The sequence below is a fragment of the Saccharibacillus sp. WB 17 genome (assembly GCF_008634075.2).
GTDB lineage: Bacteria > Bacillota > Bacilli > Paenibacillales > Paenibacillaceae > Saccharibacillus > Saccharibacillus brassicae.
On record NZ_VPFK02000004.1, the window covers coordinates 29359 to 46479 of the forward strand.

Annotated in this window: 16 protein-coding genes and 1 other annotated feature; all 16 genes read right to left on the minus strand. The window is 55.5% G+C overall.

The genetic code is table 11. The features are described from left to right. Positions 1–33: 33 nt before the first annotated feature. Positions 34–3648 carry a DNA-directed RNA polymerase subunit beta' gene (rpoC, locus tag FTE24_RS01415; RefSeq protein ID WP_150235479.1) on the minus strand — a complete coding sequence of 1205 codons (3615 nt, stop codon included), beginning with the start codon at positions 3646–3648 and terminating at the stop codon, positions 34–36. A 40-nt stretch (positions 3649–3688) separates the two neighbouring features. Further along, a complete protein-coding gene (gene rpoB, locus FTE24_RS01420; protein WP_150235481.1) occupies positions 3689–7240 on the minus strand; it encodes a DNA-directed RNA polymerase subunit beta in 3552 nt (1183 codons plus the stop codon). Positions 7241–7688: 448 nt separating this feature from the next. After that, positions 7689–8288 carry a class I SAM-dependent methyltransferase gene (locus tag FTE24_RS01425; RefSeq protein WP_337190000.1) on the minus strand — a complete coding sequence of 200 codons (600 nt, stop codon included), beginning with the start codon at positions 8286–8288 and terminating at the stop codon, positions 7689–7691. Positions 8289–8453: 165 nt separating this feature from the next. Continuing rightward, positions 8454–8813, minus strand: coding sequence for a 50S ribosomal protein L7/L12 (gene rplL, locus FTE24_RS01430; RefSeq protein ID WP_150235482.1), 360 nt, complete (start codon positions 8811–8813; stop codon positions 8454–8456). A gap of 89 nt (positions 8814–8902) precedes the next feature. Next, positions 8903–9409: a 50S ribosomal protein L10 gene (gene rplJ / locus FTE24_RS01435; RefSeq protein WP_141447299.1), complete on the minus strand. Its 507-nt coding sequence runs from the start codon at positions 9407–9409 to the stop codon at positions 8903–8905. A gap of 104 nt (positions 9410–9513) precedes the next feature. Next, positions 9514–9645 (minus strand) — a sequence feature (ribosomal protein L10 leader region). A 75-nt stretch (positions 9646–9720) separates the two neighbouring features. After that, on the minus strand, positions 9721–10413 hold the full coding sequence (gene rplA, locus FTE24_RS01440) for a 50S ribosomal protein L1 (RefSeq protein WP_141447300.1): 693 nt from the start codon (positions 10411–10413) through the stop codon (positions 9721–9723). 90 nt (positions 10414–10503) lie between these two features. Beyond that, a complete protein-coding gene (gene rplK, locus FTE24_RS01445) occupies positions 10504–10929 on the minus strand; it encodes a 50S ribosomal protein L11 (protein WP_018978381.1) in 426 nt (141 codons plus the stop codon). 24 nt (positions 10930–10953) lie between these two features. After that, positions 10954–11487 carry a transcription termination/antitermination protein NusG gene (gene nusG, locus FTE24_RS01450; RefSeq protein WP_141447301.1) on the minus strand — a complete coding sequence of 178 codons (534 nt, stop codon included), beginning with the start codon at positions 11485–11487 and terminating at the stop codon, positions 10954–10956. Between the two features lie 24 nt (positions 11488–11511). Next, the gene (gene secE, locus FTE24_RS01455; protein ID WP_026293958.1) at positions 11512–11703 is read right to left on the minus strand and encodes a preprotein translocase subunit SecE; all 192 of its coding nucleotides are present in this window, start codon (positions 11701–11703) and stop codon (positions 11512–11514) included. A gap of 21 nt (positions 11704–11724) precedes the next feature. Beyond that, entirely contained in the window at positions 11725–11874 is a 150-nt protein-coding gene (rpmG, locus tag FTE24_RS01460; protein ID WP_087801972.1) for a 50S ribosomal protein L33, read from the minus strand. 232 nt (positions 11875–12106) lie between these two features. Further along, positions 12107–12754: an RNA polymerase sporulation sigma factor SigH gene (gene sigH, locus FTE24_RS01465; protein WP_141447302.1), complete on the minus strand. Its 648-nt coding sequence runs from the start codon at positions 12752–12754 to the stop codon at positions 12107–12109. Between the two features lie 181 nt (positions 12755–12935). Then, positions 12936–13457, minus strand: a complete 522-nt coding sequence (locus FTE24_RS01470; protein WP_150235484.1) for an NYN domain-containing protein — start codon at positions 13455–13457, stop codon at positions 12936–12938. Positions 13458–13466: 9 nt separating this feature from the next. After that, positions 13467–14213: a 23S rRNA (guanosine(2251)-2'-O)-methyltransferase RlmB gene (gene rlmB, locus FTE24_RS01475; RefSeq protein ID WP_141447304.1), complete on the minus strand. Its 747-nt coding sequence runs from the start codon at positions 14211–14213 to the stop codon at positions 13467–13469. Between the two features lie 55 nt (positions 14214–14268). Continuing rightward, complete coding sequence (locus tag FTE24_RS01480) at positions 14269–14838, minus strand: Mini-ribonuclease 3 (RefSeq protein WP_237401582.1); 570 nt, start codon at positions 14836–14838, stop codon at positions 14269–14271. Between the two features lies 1 nt (position 14839). Next, positions 14840–16243, minus strand: a complete 1404-nt coding sequence (cysS, locus tag FTE24_RS01485) for a cysteine--tRNA ligase (protein ID WP_150235487.1) — start codon at positions 16241–16243, stop codon at positions 14840–14842. Positions 16244–16274: 31 nt separating this feature from the next. Continuing rightward, positions 16275–16952, minus strand: a complete 678-nt coding sequence (gene cysE, locus FTE24_RS01490; RefSeq protein ID WP_150235489.1) for a serine O-acetyltransferase — start codon at positions 16950–16952, stop codon at positions 16275–16277. Positions 16953–17121: the final 169 nt, after the last annotated feature.

The following is a 17121-nucleotide window of genomic DNA, read 5'->3' on the forward strand; positions in this document are numbered from 1 at the left end:
TCCCTCCACTCCGATTCCGGACCCTGCACGATCTTATTCGGTCGTAACGGGCTCCAGCTTCGCTTCTCCGCTTGCTGCGCCTTCCGGATCTTCGAAACGCACGTTACGGTAACGGCTCATGCCGGTACCGGCAGGAATCAGCTTGCCGATCAATACGTTTTCTTTGAGGCCGAGCAGCTGATCGACTTTGCCTTTGATCGCGGCGTCGGTAAGCACTCTCGTCGTTTCCTGGAACGATGCGGCCGACAGGAAGGAATCGGTCTCCAGGGACGCTTTGGTGATACCGAGCAGGATCGGTTTGGCTACAGCCGGATCTTTGCCGTTCAGCATTGCTTCTTTGTTTGCCTTTTCGTACTCGTGGATTTCCACGAACGATCCCGGCAGCAGCGTCGTTTCGCCTGCGTCGACGATGCGGATCTTGCGCAGCATCTGACGAATCATGACTTCGACGTGCTTGTCGTTGATTTCTACGCCCTGGTTCCGGTATACGCGCTGAACTTCCTGAAGGATATAGTTCTGCACGCCGCGGATGCCTTTGATGCGCAGCATTTCTTTCGGGTCGATCGAACCGTCCGTCAGCTCGTCTCCGGCTTCCACGGCCATGCCTTCGCGTACGCGCAGACGGGAACCGTAGGTAACCAGATACGTTTTGCTTTCGGCTTCGCCCTGAATTTCGATCTCGCGACGGTCTTTCGCTTCGCGGATCTCTTTCACGACGCCGTCGATCTCACTGATCGTGGCCTGACCTTTAGGGTTACGGGCCTCGAACAGCTCCTGGATACGCGGCAGACCCTGCGTGATGTCGTCGCCGGCAACGCCGCCGGTGTGGAACGTACGCATAGTGAGCTGGGTTCCCGGCTCGCCGATCGATTGAGCGGCGATGATGCCGACCGCTTCGCCGATTTCGACGTGTTTACCCGTAGCAAGGTTCCGTCCGTAGCACTTTTTGCAGACGCCGTGACGCGCGCGGCAGCTCAGTACGGAACGGATTTGCAGTTTCTCCACGCCCGCTTTGATGATTTCTTCCGCTTTGTCGGAAGTGATCAGTTCGTTGCGGGTCGCGATGATTTCGTTCGTTTGCGGATGGCGTACCGTCTCGAAGCAGTAACGACCTTCGATCCGGTCGTACAGGTCTTCGATGACTTCCTTGCCGTCCTGGATACGGCTTACGCTGAAGCCTTTATCCGTGCCGCAGTCGTCTTCGCGTACGATAACGTCCTGGGCCACGTCGACCAGACGACGGGTCAGGTAACCCGAGTCGGCGGTACGAAGCGCGGTATCGGCCAGACCTTTACGCGCGCCGTGCGTGGACAGGAAGTATTCGAGGACCGTAAGGCCTTCGCGGAAGTTCGACTTGATCGGGAGCTCGATGATCCGACCCGACGGGTTGGCCATCAGGCCGCGCATGCCGCCCAGCTGGGTGATCTGCGATTTGTTGCCCCGGGCTTTGGAATCGACCATGAGCATGATGGAATTGTAACGGTCCATCGATTTCATCAGAATATCACTGATTTGATCTTTGGCATGCGACCAGATCTCGATAACCCGGTCGTACCGTTCTTCGTTGGTAATCAGGCCACGGCGGTACTGGTTCGTAATGACCGCGACTTTCTTGTCCGACTCTTCCATCAGCGCTTTTTTCTCCGGCGGTACGACGACGTCGGAAACGGCTACGGTTACGCCCGAACGAGTTGAGTACGTAAAACCGAGCTGTTTGATTTCGTCGAGGATCATCGAAGTTTGAGTCGTCTGGTAGACCTCGAAGCAGCGTCCGATGATTTCGCCCAGATACTCTTTGCCGATGCCCTTCGTTTGCGGAGCGTTCATGATGCGGTCGGTAACGTTCTCCCCTTTTTCATAGATGAAGAAGTCTTCGGCCACGCCGTCGAACAGGTTCGCGCGGGTAGCGTCGTTGATATACGGGAAGCTTGCCGGGAAAATCTCGTTGAAAATAATCCGGCCGATCGTCGTAATCAGCATCGCGCCCTGCTGTTTGTCGGTGAAGCTTGTTTTATTGAGAGCTTTGACCGGAATCGCCACGCGCGCGTGGAGTTCGGCCGTGCCGCGCTGGTAAGCGGACACCGCTTCGTTGATGTTACGCAAAATCATGCCTGCGCCCATGGCCTGGTTGTTGTCCATCGTCAGGTAATACGTTCCGAGGACCATATCCTGCGAAGGGGTAACGACCGGCTTGCCGTCTTTCGGGTTCAGGATGTTACCGGACGCCAGCATAAGAATGCGGGCTTCGGCCTGCGCTTCCGCGGACAGCGGAACGTGCACGGCCATCTGATCGCCGTCGAAGTCGGCGTTGTAAGCCGTACATACGAGCGGGTGAAGGCGAATCGCTTTGCCTTCGACCAAAATCGGTTCGAATGCCTGGATACCGAGACGGTGAAGCGTAGGGGCACGGTTCAACAGAACCGGATGCTCCTTGATGACTTCTTCAAGCACGTCCCACACTTCGGCGCTTACGCGTTCGACTTTGCGCTTCGCGCTCTTGATGTTGTGGGCCAGACCTTTGTTGACAAGCTCTTTCATGACGAAAGGCTTGAACAGCTCCAGTGCCATTTCCTTCGGAAGACCGCATTGGTACATCTTCAGGTTAGGACCTACGACGATAACGGAACGGCCGGAATAGTCGACCCGTTTGCCGAGCAAGTTCTGACGGAAACGTCCTTGTTTACCTTTGAGCATATGGCTGAGGGATTTGAGCGGACGGTTACCCGGGCCCGTGACCGGACGGCCGCGACGGCCGTTGTCGATCAGGGCGTCTACCGCTTCCTGCAGCATGCGCTTTTCGTTCTGTACGATGATGTCCGGAGCGCCCAGATCAAGCAGTCTTTTCAGACGGTTGTTCCGGTTGATGACGCGGCGGTACAGATCGTTAAGGTCGGAGGTCGCGAAGCGGCCGCCGTCCAATTGGACCATCGGGCGAAGTTCCGGCGGAATGACCGGAAGCACGTCGAGGATCATCCAGTCCGGGTTGTTACCCGAGCTCTTGAACGCTTCGATGACTTCCAGACGTTTGATCGCACGGCTTCTGCGTTGTCCCTGAGTCGTACGGAGCTCCTCCTTGAGGAACTCCAGCTCTTTGTCGACATCCATGTCCTGAAGCAGTTTTTTGACCGCTTCGGCGCCCATGCCGGCATGGAATCCGTAGCCGTATTTTTCACGGTAGCTGCGGTATTCCTTTTCGGACAGGAGCTGCTTTCTTTCAAGCGGCGTTTCGCCCGGATCGGTGACGACATACGAAGCGAAGTAAATGACTTCTTCGAGCGAGCGCGGCGACATATCCAGTGCCAGGCCCATACGGCTCGGAATCCCTTTGAAGTACCAGATGTGGGAAACCGGAGCGGCGAGCTCGATATGGCCCATCCGCTCGCGGCGTACTTTCGCGCGGGTAACTTCAACGCCGCAGCGATCGCAGACGACGCCTTTATAGCGTACCCGTTTGTACTTGCCGCAATGGCACTCCCAGTCTTTGGTCGGTCCGAAGATCTTTTCGCAGAAAAGACCTTCTTTCTCCGGTTTGAGCGTACGATAGTTGATCGTTTCCGGCTTCTTCACTTCGCCGCGGGACCAAGAACGAATCTTGTCCGGCGAAGCGAGCCCGATCTTGATAAACTCGAAGTTGTTTACATCCAACAAGGAGCAACCCTCCCTATATCCGGTTCCTGATTTTTAAACATTATTGTTCTGCGGTGACTTCCGAACCTTCAAGATTGAGGCCCAGTTTGTCGCCGCCGGTCGGTTCTTCCTCGTCGTCCAGTTCTTTCATTTCGATCTCCTGCTCGTCTTCGCCAAGGATTTTGACGTCCATGCCCAAGCTCTGCAGTTCCTTGATCAAAACCTTGAACGCTTCCGGTACGCCAGGTTCCGGAACGTTCTCGCCCTTGACGATGGATTCGTACGTTTTCACGCGGCCGACCACGTCATCGGACTTGACCGTCAGAATTTCCTGCAGCGTGTATGCCGCGCCGTAGGCTTCCAGTGCCCATACTTCCATTTCCCCGAAACGCTGTCCGCCGAACTGCGCTTTACCGCCCAGAGGCTGCTGCGTAACGAGCGAGTAAGGACCCGTGGAACGGGCGTGGATTTTGTCGTCGACCATGTGCGCCAGCTTGATCATGTGCATGACGCCAACCGTAACTTCGCGTTCGAAGCGTTCGCCGGTACGGCCGTCGTACAGGATCGTCTTGCCGTTGCGCTGCATGCCGGCTTCTTCCATCGTATCGAATACGTCGTATTCGTTCGCTCCGTCGAATACCGGAGTGGCTACGTGAATGCCGAGACGCTGCGCGGCCATGCCCAGGTGGACTTCCAAAATCTGTCCGATATTCATCCGCGAAGGTACGCCCAGCGGGTTCAGTACGATCTGAACCGGCGTGCCGTCCGGCAGGAACGGCATATCTTCTTCAGGCATGATACGCGATACGACACCTTTGTTACCGTGACGTCCCGCCATCTTGTCGCCCTGGGAGATTTTACGTTTCTGCGCGATGTAGACGCGTACGAGCTGGTTAACGCCCGGAGGCAGCTCGTCCCCGTTTTCGCGGGTAAAGACTTTGACGTCCACGACAATACCGTCCGTACCGTGAGGCACTCTCAGGGAAGTGTCGCGCACTTCGCGTGCTTTTTCACCGAAGATCGCGTGCAGCAGGCGTTCTTCCGCCGTCAGCTCCGTTACGCCTTTCGGCGTTACTTTGCCCACGAGGATATCGCCGGCAGCGATTTCCGCGCCGATGCGGATAATGCCGCGATCGTCGAGGTTCTTCAGCGCTTCTTCGCCGACATTCGGGATGTCGCGCGTAATTTCTTCCGGTCCGAGCTTCGTGTCGCGCGCGTCGGATTCGTATTCCTCGATATGGATCGAAGTGTATACGTCTTCCTTGACGAGCTTCTCGCTCAGCAGGATGGCATCCTCGTAGTTGTAACCTTCCCAGGTCATGAAGGCTACGACAACGTTGCGGCCCAGAGCCAATTCGCCCATTTCGGTCGAAGGACCGTCCGCCAGGATATCGCCTTTGCGTACAACGTCACCCGCACGAACGATCGGCCGCTGGTTGATGCATGTGCCTTGGTTCGAACGCATGAATTTGTGTAATTTATAAGTGACCAAGTCGCCTTTGACTTCCTGGCTGTCCACATTCTCAACGCGGCGCAGCGTAATCTCGCTGGCGGTCGAACGTTCGATGTAGCCGTCGTGCTTGGCTACGATACATACGCCCGAATCTTTGGCCGACTTGTGTTCCATGCCGGTACCGACGAGCGGTGCCTTCGGAATCAACAGAGGAACGGCCTGACGCTGCATGTTCGATCCCATCAGTGCGCGGTTGGAGTCATCGTTCTCAAGGAACGGGATGAGCGCCGTCGCGACGGATACGACCTGTTTCGGCGAAACGTCCATGTAGTCGACGCGATCGCTCGGCATCGGCAGGATGTTGTCGGCCTGTTTGTTGTAACGGACGATAACCATATCGTCGGCGAAGGAGTCGTCTTCGGTCAGCTGGGCGTTAGCCTGGGCAACCACGTAGTTGTCTTCTTCGTCTGCGGTCAGGTAATCGATCGTTTCCGTGACTTTGTTCGTCTTCGGGTCGACGCGGCGGTAAGGCGCTTCGATGAAGCCGTACTCGTTGATCCGCGCGAACGTGGACAAGGAGTTGATCAGACCGATGTTCGGTCCTTCCGGCGTCTCGATCGGACACATCCGGCCGTAGTGGCTGGCGTGAACGTCTCGAACTTCGAAGCCCGCGCGTTCGCGGGTCAGACCGCCGGGTCCGAGAGCGGACAGACGGCGTTTGTGCGTCAGTTCGGCCAGAGGGTTCGTCTGGTCCATGAACTGGGAGAGCTGCGAACTGCCGAAGAACTCCTTGATCGACGCGATGACCGGACGTATGTTGATCAGCGCCTGAGGCGTGATCACGTTCGCGTCCTGAATCGACATCCGTTCGCGCACAACGCGTTCCATCCGGGACAAACCGATCCGGAACTGGTTCTGCAGCAGCTCGCCCACGGAACGCAGACGGCGGTTGCCGAGGTGATCGATATCGTCGGTATCGCCGATACCGTGCAGCAGGTCGATGAAGTAGCTGATCGAAGCGATGATGTCGGCCGGCGTAATGTTCTTGACGCCTTTGTCGATCAGACCGTTGGCAATGACTTTAACGACTTTGCCGTCTTCGATCGGCGAGAACACTTCGATAGACTGCATCGGAATGTCGTTGGCGTCGAGAACCCCGCCCGCGACATGATACGTCTTCACGCTGTGCTCGCTTTCCAGGTAAGGCAGGATCTCGTCAAGCAGTCGACGGTCTACCATCTGTCCGGCTTCCGCGATGATCTCGCCCGTTACGGTGTCGATCAGCGTTTCTGCCAGTTTTTGATTGAACAAGCGGTTTTTGATATGAAGCTTCTTGTTCATTTTGTAGCGGCCAACGTTTGCCAGATCGTATCTCTTCGGGTCGAAGAAACGTGCGATCAGCAGGCTTCTCGCGTTGTCCAGCGTAGGCGGTTCGCCCGGACGCAGACGCTCGTAGATCTCGATCAGGGCTTTCTCCGTCGAGTCCGTGTTGTCTTTGTCGAGGGTGTTGCGGATATACTCGTCGTTGCCGAGCAGATCCAGAATTTCGGCATCGCTGCCGAAACCGAGCGCACGGAGCAGTACCGTGACCGGAATTTTCCGGGTGCGGTCGATCCGGACGTAGATGATGTCTTTGGCATCGGTCTCGAGTTCGAGCCATGCGCCGCGGTTCGGGATGACAGTCGCGCTGTATGTTTTCTTTCCGTTTTTGTCCACTTTATTATTGAAGTAGACGCTTGGAGAGCGAACCAACTGACTGACAATAACCCGTTCCGCACCGTTTATGATAAACGTACCGGTTTCGGTCATCAGCGGGAAGTCGCCCATAAATACTTCCTGCTCTTTGACTTCGCCCGTTTCTTTGTTAATCAGGCGGACTTTCACACGAAGCGGCGCCGCGTACGTTACGTCACGCTCTTTGGCATCGTCTGTCGTGTATTTCGGTTCTCCAAGACTGTAATCGATAAATTCCAGAATGAGATTACCGGTGAAGTCCTGGATCGGCGAAATGTCATGAAACATTTCCCGCAGGCCTTCCTCAAGAAACCATTCGTAAGATTTCTGCTGAATCTCGATCAGATTCGGAACTTCGAGCACCTCATGAATTCGCGAATAACTCCGCCGAGTGCGTCGACCATATTGAACAAGATGTCCCGTCAACTATACTCACCCCTCAATGTCTACTCAACTTTAGGCACTTTTGGATGAAAAATGCCGAGTTTAAAAATTCCATTGCGACCCTTAGTTTGAATCACGTATAATGAATTCAAAAGAGCCGCGACCCATACATGCAGAAAAGCCCTTATCGAGTTTATTCGAAAAAAGAGCGTCGCATGAACGGATCAAAATAAATCGAAGCTGGAATTGAAACGTCGCTGGATATCTTTCACGATGTCTTCAGAAATGCCGGTGTACGCGCAAAGCCCTATCAAAATAGGAAGCCCCAAACAAAACCGCGCTTCTTTGCTGTTTTGCGGAGCCGCTTGAAATTTTGATATGCTAAAGCCACGTAGGGCATTCTATACTGACATTTTATAACTATAACACGGCCTTTGGGACCGGTCAAGCCCTTCTCCGCGTTTTTCGCAAAAGAATGTTCGACCTTCGCTTAACTTCCTTTGACCGCTTTGTAAATGCGATAACCTTTGTCTTTCGTTACTTCCTCCACCCGGTCGAACAGAGTGTCCAGTTTGGCTTTCGCCGACGGAGCTCCCTGCTTTTTCTGAATGACGATCCATAACGCGCCGTTCGGATTCAAACATCCGTAAGCCTGGTCGAACAACCGGTGCACGGTCTCTTTGCCGGCTCGAATCGGCGGATTGCTGATAATGACGTCGAAGCTCTGCTCCGATACCGCTTCAAGCAGATCGCTCTGCATGGCTTTGGCCTGTGCAATGCCGTTGGCCGCGGCGTTCTCGCCTGCGAGTTCAACTGCTCTTTCGTTGACGTCCAGCATCGTAATGCTTGAAGCGCCCATGATTCCTGCTGCGATCCCGATCGGACCGTACCCGCAGCCTACGTCCAACACCGAAGCTCCCGCAGGAAAATCCAGGGCATCGATCAGTACGCGGCTTCCGTAGTCCAGACCGCTTTTGGAAAAGACACCGGCATCCGTCACGAGTCGTACTTTCTTCCCGCGCAGTTCGACTTCGACCGTTTTGCGGTCATGCGCTGCGGAAGGACGATTGGAATAATAATGATCCGACACAATTTCAACCCCTTTGCCGTTGATCGGAGATCTGCCTGCCATTCCGAAATAAAGAAACGAAGCAAAGCCGGCTTGTTTCGGGATTGGCATGAAATACGAGAACAGACCCCCGAAGCAGGATAACTTCGAGGGTCTGCCCTGTGTAATGCTCGTTTGAAAAAGAAATTACTTAACTTCTACGGAAGCGCCTGCTTCAGCAAGTTTAGCTTGTACTGTTTCGGCTTCTTCTTTAGTTACTTTTTCTTTGATTGCTTTTGGAGCGTTGTCTACAACTTCTTTTGCTTCTTTCAGGCCGAGACCCGTGATTTCGCGAACCGCTTTGATAACGTTGATCTTCGAAGCGCCAGCGCTTGTCAGGATAACGTCGAATTCAGTTTGCTCAGCTTCAACAGCTGCTGCGCCGCCTGCTGCTGCTACTGGAGCTGCTGCAGTTACGCCGAATTCTTCTTCGATTGCTTTAACCAGGTCGTTCAGTTCCAGTACAGTCATGCCTTTGATGGCTTCAAGAATTTGCTCGTTACTCATGAGTGAACCTCCATTTGGGTATGTGGGATCAGCCGGTTAAGGCTGTCGATTGTAAGACGGGATGAAGCTTGTGCGATGCAAAAAGCTTATTAAGCGGATTGCTGTTCGTCTTTGTCCGCAACGGCTTTGACTGCCAGTGCGAAGTTGCGCACCGGAGCTTGAAGCACGCTGAGGAGCATGGACAGCAAACCTTCGCGGGAAGGCAGGGAAGCCAGAGCTTTGAGTTCTTCGGCTCCTACTACGCGACCTTCTACAACTCCACCTTTAAGTTCCAGAGCGTCATTCGTTTTCGCGAAGTCGTTCAGGATTTTGGCTGGAGTCACAACGTCTTCCGTTCCGAACGCGATCGCGGTAGGTCCTGTAAGGACTCCTTCGAGCTCGCTCAGTTCGGCAGCCGCAGCCGCACGGCGAACCAGCGAGTTTTTCAGAACCTGAAACTCGATGCCCGCTTCGCGAAGCTGTTTACGCAGCTCGGTAACTTGAGCAACGTTCAGACCACGATAGTCGACAACCACGGTCGATACGCTTTCGCGCAGTTTACCGGCGATTACGTCTACCGACTCTTGTTTGGATTGAATCAGTTTTGCGTTAGCCAAATCGTACACCTCCTGTTGAATTGGAGTGAAGCGCCGAACCGCCGCAGCGGACGATGCGGTCGCCTCCACTTTTGCCACATTCAAGTAAAACTTAACGTGCGGCGTATGCAATAAGAAAAGCCTCCGCAGAAGTACGAAGGCTTGACGAATCAGCAGAGCTGAAATTCTATCACACACCTCGGTAGGAAATTAAGCCCGAAAGCACCTACTGTCTACGGTAAGCATATTCAAATTTACCAGACCGTTACGGATAACGGAATGAAACAGCTTCTACAATGTATCGAAAATGTCGACCGGAGTCAACACTTTTTTTATTTGTAAGAAGTTGTGTTAACGCGAATGCTCGGTCCCATCGTTGCGGACATCGCTACGCCTCTCAGGTAAACGCCCTTGGCAGCAGCAGGTTTAGCGCGGTTGAGCGCCTCCATCAGTGCTTTCAGGTTCTCGTTCAACTGATCCTCACTGAACGACGCTTTGCCGATCGGTGCATGGATTTGGCCTGCTTTGTCCAGACGGTATTCGATTTTACCGGCTTTGATTTCTTGCACAGCCTTGGTAACGTCGAAAGTAACTGTACCTGCTTTAGGGTTAGGCATGAGGCCTTTACCACCGAGCAGACGACCCAGTTTACCGACTTCGCTCATCATGTCAGGCGTTGCTACGCAGACGTCGAACTCGAACCAACCTTGTTGGATCTTGTTGATCATGTCCTGATCGCCTACGAAGTCAGCTCCGGCAGCTTCCGCTTCCTTCGCCTTATCGCCTTTTGCAAATACCAATACGCGCTGCGTTTTGCCTGTGCCGTGTGGCAGGACAACGACGCCGCGAACGGCTTGGTCTTGTTTACGTGGGTCTACGCCCAAACGCACTGCCGCTTCGACAGTTTCGTCGAATTTAGCTGTTGCCGTCTTTTTTACGAGACTTACAGCTTCGGCTGGTTCGTAAACTGTTTCGCTGTCGAACAGCTTAGCAGCTTCTACGTATTTTTTACCGTGTTTAGCCATTGTGTATTCCTCCTTTGTGGTGTTAGCGGGTTACCCTCCCACATATGCCGCACTGCCTTGGGGCTCGGCTTTGGAACGATAGTTCAAGAACTAGTCTTGGATCGTGATGCCCATGCTGCGGGCTGTACCTTCAACCATACGCATAGCGGACTCTACGCTCGCTGCGTTAAGGTCAGGCATTTTTTGTTCGGCGATTTGACGAACGGTATCGCGGTTAACGGTAGCCACTTTCTTCTTGTTCGGTTCGCCCGAACCCTTCTCGATCTTCGCAGCGACACGCAGCAGAACTGCAGCCGGCGGAGTTTTCGTGATGAAAGTGAAAGAACGGTCTTCAAATACGGAGATCTCGACCGGAATGATCAGACCTGCCTGGTCGGCTGTGCGAGCATTGAATTCTTTACAGAATGCCATGATGTTCACACCTGCTTGACCCAGTGCTGGACCTACTGGAGGCGCCGGGTTAGCTTTACCTGCAGGAATTTGAAGTTTCACCATTTTAATGACTTTCTTTGCCATTGAGAAACACCTCCTTGCGCTTAGTTAAATCTTCTCGACTTGCGTGTAATCCAATTCAAGCGGCGTTTCCCGCCCGAACATGTTGACGTGTACCTTGAGCTTGCTCTTCTCCAGCAGAATTTCTTCCACCGTTCCGACAAAGTTCGCAAAAGGCCCCACTTTGATGCGCACGGATTCCTTCAGATCGAATTCGATCTTCGGTTTCGGCTCGGACATGCCCATGTGCTTCAGAATTTGTTCTACCTCTTCCGGAAGCAGGGCTGTCGGCTTGGAACCGGAACCCGTCGAACCTACAAACCCGGTGACGCCCGGCGTGTTGCGAACAACGTACCAAGAATCATCGGTCTGGATCATTTCCACCAAGACATAACCCGGATAGACTTTACGCATGACGGTTTTTTTCTTGCCGTCTTTGTCGACTATTTCTTCTTCCATCGGAACAAGAACCCGGAAAATCTTGTCTTCCATGCCCATCGATTCTACGCGCTTTTCCAAATTGGCTTTGACTTTGTTCTCATACCCGGAATAGGTATGAACGACGTACCATCTTTTTTCCATATCAAGCCACCTACAGGCCCTTCCTTAAATTATCGCTTCAATCGCATAGGAGAGTCCGATGTCGATTACCCAAAAGAATACAGCCATCACAACAATCGTGCCCAAAACAACAAGCGTGTAATTGGTCAGTTCTTTGCGATTGGGCCAGCGAACCTTTTTAAGTTCAGCCCAGCTTTCGGAGAAAAAGGAAAACATAGACTTGAAGCTCTTTTTCACGCCGACGACACCTCCAACAAACTATCTGGTCTCACGATGAGGAGTTTGCGAGTTACAATACTTGCAATACTTCTTCATCTCCATGCGGTCAGGGTGATTACGTTTGTTCTTCATCGTTGTATAATTGCGCTGCTTGCACTGCGTGCATGCCAACGTGATAATAACCCGCATAGATGTACACCTCCCGAAGATATCCTTCAATCAAGAAGAACTCGTATTGAGCCTAAAATCATGATTTTAGGCCTACCTAAGACACTTTAGCATAGCCGGTATATACTGTCAACGAAAAAGCTTGAAAGGACAATGCTTTTCATCCCCGCAAAAAAGGCTCCGATCGCGGAGCCTTCCCTTTTCGCCCGCTGCCGGGCCGCCTTGCTGCCTATGTAGATCCCAAACGAACGCCTTATACCTGATCCCGAATTTCCAAATACCGTTCCAGCTTGCGCTTGACCCGCTGCAGCGCGTTGTCGATCGACTTCACGTGTCTCCGCAGGTCGACGGCGATCTCCTGATAGGAGCGCCCGTCCAGGTACAGCATGAGCACCTGCCGTTCGAGCTCGCTCAAAATCTCGGCCATCTTGTGTTCCAGTCCATTGAAGTCTTCCCGATTGATGATCAGTTCCTCCGGATCGCACACCTGGGATACGCAGATGACGTCGAGCAGCGTCCGGTCCGAGTCTTCTTCGTAAATCGGCTTGTCCAGCGACACGTACGAATTCAGCGGAATATGCTTCTGCCGGGTCGCCGTCTTGATCGCCGTAATGATCTGCCGCGTGATGCAGATCTCGGCGAACGCCTTGAAAGAAGCCAGCCTGTCGCCGCGAAAATCGCGAACCGCTTTGTACAGGCCGATCATGCCTTCCTGGATAATGTCCTCGCGGTCGGCTCCGATCAGGAAATAAGACCGGGCTTTTGCACGCACGAAATTACGGTACTTGTTAATCAGATATTCCAGTGCCTCGCTATCTCCGGCACGGAACGCCTCCACGACTTCTTCGTCGCATTGGAAATCGTAAGGTGAAACTATGACGTCTTTGAGATCTACACTCACCAGCAATCCCTCCGGCCGCGGCGCAAGTTTCGAGCCTGTCGTAAAAGTTAGCCTCAGTATATATTATGTCACCTTGCAACGTCAACCGCGCGGCACCTAAAAGTGGGCGCGGATACCGGAAAATTCCTTTTTGCGTCACCGCTTGCAAAAAAACGCTTCCTTCCGCGCCGTGCCGCGATTCCTATTCGCGGCGCCAGCGTTCGAACAGCCGCAGCTGCTCCGGCGTCAGTTTGCCGTCGATCGTGTTGCGGCTCTCGCTCTGCGCCTGCTCTGCAATGCGCTTGCCGATCTCGCGCTCGCTCTGCTCCACTTCGCTGAGCAGTTCGAGCGCCGGCATGCGCAGCGCGCCCTGCGCGAACGCGACGCTCTGCTCCACGAAGTCGCTCGTGGCCACGTACACGTCGCGCCGCTTTCTGCGAAACTGTCCGGCAAAGCGTTCCACCGCTTCGTCCGCGGTTTCCTTTTCCCGGGTAAAATACACTTCGACCCGTCCCTGCTCGAACGTCCGGCCTTTGCCCGGTACCCGGTAAGCGTCGAACACGGCGATGACGCGCCGCCCCGTAAAAGCCTGATAATCGGCCAGTCGTTCGAGCAGGCGGTCGCGCGCCTCATTCATGTCGATTTGCGACAGCGAAGCCAGGTCGGGCCAGGCTCCGATCATGTTGTAGCCGTCCACCAGAAGCACATCCCGCAAATCGGCCATCGTTACACGCTACTTTCTGCTGCCGCGCTGGCGCAGCACTTCGTACATGACGACGCCTGCGGCAACGGAAGCGTTCAGCGAATTGATTCGGCCCTGCATCGGCAGCTTGATCAGCACGTCGCATTTCTCCCGAATAAGACGGCCCATGCCTTCTCCTTCGTTGCCGATCACGATCGCGAGCGGTCCTTTGAAGATGTCCGTGTCGTAGATCTCCCCTTCGGCCCGGACGTCGGTGCCCGCGATCCAGACGCCCGACTCCTTGAGCTTCTCGATCGTCTGCACGAGATTCGTCACCCGCGCGACCGGCACGTATTCCGCCGCGCCGGCACTCGTCTTGGACACCGTGACGTTGACCTGGGCCGAACGACGCTTCGGAATGATGACGCCGTGCACGCCCGTGCAGTCGGCCGTACGCAGAATCGAACCGAGGTTATGCGGATCTTCGATCTCGTCCAGAATAAGCAGGAACGGATCTTCGTCCTTGGCCGCCGCCGCGGCGAGCAGGTCTTCCACTTCCGCGTAGATATACGGCGCGGCCTGCGCGACGACGCCCTGGTGCTGGATGCCCGGCACGAGCGTGTCCAGCTTGCGCTTGTCGGCGGTCTGCACGACGACGCCGCGGCTTTTCGCTTCCGTCAGGATCGGCTGCATCTGCTTCTGCTGCGTGCCCTCCGCGATCCAGATCTTGTTGATGCTGCGTCCGGCTCTGAGCGCCTCGGCGACCGAGTGCTTGCCGGCAATCAATTCTTCTTCCATGCTGTCGTTCCCCTTCCGCCGGCGGCGTTCGGCCGCCGCTCTGTAAGATGATGTCTCATGCCCGTTCGGGCGATTCTGTCGATTCCGGCATTCCCGGCGCTTCGGAACCGCCCGACCCGCCGCCGGACGCCGATTCGATCTCCGGCGCCAGTCCCAGGCGGATCAGTTGTTCCAAGCGGCCGGCCTGACCGCGGTAATACAAATACCCGGCCAGGCTTTCCAGCGCCGTCGCATGCCGGTAGTCGAGCGCGTCGGCATTTTTCGGAATGGAGCCCGACTTGGCGTTGCGGCCGCGGCGGACGATATCCGCTTCTTCTTCCGTCAATTGTCCTTCGATGCGAAACAGCATCCGGGCCTGCGCGCCGGCCGAGACCCATTTCGTCGCTTCGCGGTGCAGGTGATGCGGACGCAGGTTCGTATGCCCGATCAGATACTGCCGGATCGCGACCTCGAACACCGCGTCGCCGATATAGGCCAGCACGATCGGCGGCAGCAGTCCCGGCGCTTTGGACGGCGGGAAGCCGAACAGCAGATCCGTCCGCCCTTCCGCACGGGCCGCTTGTTCCGGCAGTTCCTGTTCCGGCCCGCCGTGCTTCGCCCCGTCTTGTCTGTCGTGTCCGTTCATCTTATTTTCTCCGCCATCTCATGCCCTGCGGCGTGTCTTCCAGCGCGATGCCGCGTTCGGCCAGCAGGTCGCGGATTTCGTCGGAACGGCTCCAGTTTTTGGTCTTGCGGGCTTCGACGCGTTCGGCGATCAGCGCTTCGACCTCTTCGTCCAGCAGTTCGGCGCCCGGTTCGGCCGCCACGCGCAGCACGGCGTTCATCTTGGCGAATGCTTCAAGCAGCGCGTCCAGGTCGGCCTTGCGCGCCACTTCGCCGCGCAGCACGAGGTTGGCTTCGTTCACCCATTCGAACAGGGCGGTCACCGCGTCCGGCGTGTTGAAATCGTCGTCCATCTTGGCGTAAAAATCGTTCAGCACAGCGTCCAGCTTGACGCGCAGCGTCGGCGTGACACCTTCGGAAGCGTCCGTGGCCGCTCCGAGACGGTGGTGGAGGCCGGCGACGGCGTTTTCGATCCGCTCCACGCTGTTGAGCGCCTGCTGCATATTGTCCTGGCTGAAGTTGAGCGGGTTGCGGTAATGCGTCGAGAGGACGAAATAGCGCAGCGCTTCTTTTTTGTAACGGCCGCGCAGATCCTGCACCGTGATGCCGTTGCCGAGCGACTTGGACATTTTCTCGTTGTCGATATTGACGTAGCCGTTATGCATCCAGTAATTGGACAGCGAATGGCCGGTCAGGCATTCGGATTGGGCGATCTCGCATTCGTGGTGCGGGAACTGGAGATCCTGTCCGCCGCCGTGAATATCGAGCGTATCGCCCAGATACCGCCGGGCCATCGCCGAGCATTCGATATGCCAGCCCGGACGTCCCGGTCCCCACGGACTTTCCCAGAAAATCTCGCCCGGCTTCACGCCTTTCCAGAGCACGAAGTCTTCCTGGTTTTCTTTGCGCGCGTCGACTTCGATCCGGATGCCGAACTGCAGCTGGTCGAGGTTCTGGCGCGACAGCTTGCCGTATTCCTCGAAGCTGGACGTCCGGAAATACACGTCGCCGCCGCTCGGGTAAGCATGGCCCGCGTCCACCAGTTCGCCGATAAAAGCGACGATGTCGTCCATGTTCTCCGTCACGCGCGGGTTCAGGGTCGCTTTTTCCACGCCGAGTCCTTCAAGATCTTCGTAATACGCCGCGATAAATTTCTCCGCCACTTCCTGTACGGTCGTGTCCATCGCTTCCGCTTTGCGGATCAGTTTGTCGTCCACGTCGGTGAAGTTGACCACGTAATTGACCGCATAGCCCCGATCTTCCAAATAAGCGCGTACCACGTCGAAAAAGATGACGGGGCGCGCGTTGCCGATATGGATATAGTCGTATACGGTCGGACCGCACACGTACATGTTCACTTTATCCGGTTCTACCGGCACGAACTTTTCTTTTTCTCTCGTCATCGTATTGTAAATTTGCAGGGTCATTCCATTCACGTTCCTCTCTCGTTCTCGCTGCTTATTCCCGATTGTCTCCGCCTGCCGCGCGCGGACGTTCTTCGTACCCGCCGCGCCTCACCTGTTCCAATTCCTGCTGCAGCTCCCCGATCTGGCGCCGAAGCTCGCAGATCGCGTCGTGCGAAGGGTCCGGCATCTGGTGGTTCAGCCGGTCGACCTTGCGCCCGTGCTGCCGGACGATCTGCCCCGGAATGCCGACGACCGTACTGTTCGGCGGCACTTCCTTGAGGACGACGGAGTTCGAACCGATATTGCTCTGGTCGCCGACCGTGATGGAACCGAGCACTTTCGCGCCCGATCCGACCACGACGTTGTTGCCGATCGTCGGATGCCGCTTTCCTTTTTCCTTACCCGTGCCGCCGAGCGTAACGCCCTGATAGATGACTACGTCGTCGCCGATCTCGCACGTCTCGCCGATTACGACGCCCATGCCGTGGTCGATAAACAGACGGCGTCCGATCGTCGCGCCCGGATGTATCTCGATTCCGGTAAAAAATCGGCTGCCCTGCGACACGAATCTCGCCAGCGTGAACCGCCGCCACTTGTACAGCTTATGCGCTACCCGGTGCGCCCAAATCGCATGCAGGCCCGAGTAGGTGAACACGACTTCAAACATGCTTCTCGCCGCCGGATCGTTGTCGAATACCGCACGGATATCGGACTTGACCGATTTGAACATTACGCTTCCTCGCTTCCATTGCCCAAAATAAAAACGCCCCGGCAGCATTATGCTGCAGAGGCGTTAGACCGCGGTTCCACTCTGCTTGGACAGCCGTCGACCGGCGTCCATCTCGTTCAAAGCCCGTAACGGGGACCGGCCGGCGGACTCTAGACCGCGTCTTCGCAAA

Coding starts and splice junctions, on each gene's coding strand:
- rplL (WP_150235482.1), bottom strand. CDS start 8,813: ATGAGTAACGAGCAAATTCTTGAAGCCATCAAAGGCATGACTGTACTG.
- rplA (WP_141447300.1), bottom strand. CDS start 10,413: ATGGCTAAACACGGTAAAAAATACGTAGAAGCTGCTAAGCTGTTCGAC.
- rplK (WP_018978381.1), bottom strand. CDS start 10,929: ATGGCAAAGAAAGTCATTAAAATGGTGAAACTTCAAATTCCTGCAGGT.
- nusG (WP_141447301.1), bottom strand. CDS start 11,487: ATGGAAAAAAGATGGTACGTCGTTCATACCTATTCCGGGTATGAGAAC.
- rpmG (WP_087801972.1), bottom strand. CDS start 11,874: ATGCGGGTTATTATCACGTTGGCATGCACGCAGTGCAAGCAGCGCAAT.
- FTE24_RS01470 (WP_150235484.1), bottom strand. CDS start 13,457: ATGGCCGATTTGCGGGATGTGCTTCTGGTGGACGGCTACAACATGATC.
- rlmB (WP_141447304.1), bottom strand. CDS start 14,213: ATGGAAGAAGAATTGATTGCCGGCAAGCACTCGGTCGCCGAGGCGCTC.
- FTE24_RS01480 (WP_237401582.1), bottom strand. CDS start 14,838: ATGAACGGACACGACAGACAAGACGGGGCGAAGCACGGCGGGCCGGAA.
- cysS (WP_150235487.1), bottom strand. CDS start 16,243: ATGACCCTGCAAATTTACAATACGATGACGAGAGAAAAAGAAAAGTTC.
- cysE (WP_150235489.1), bottom strand. CDS start 16,952: ATGTTCAAATCGGTCAAGTCCGATATCCGTGCGGTATTCGACAACGAT.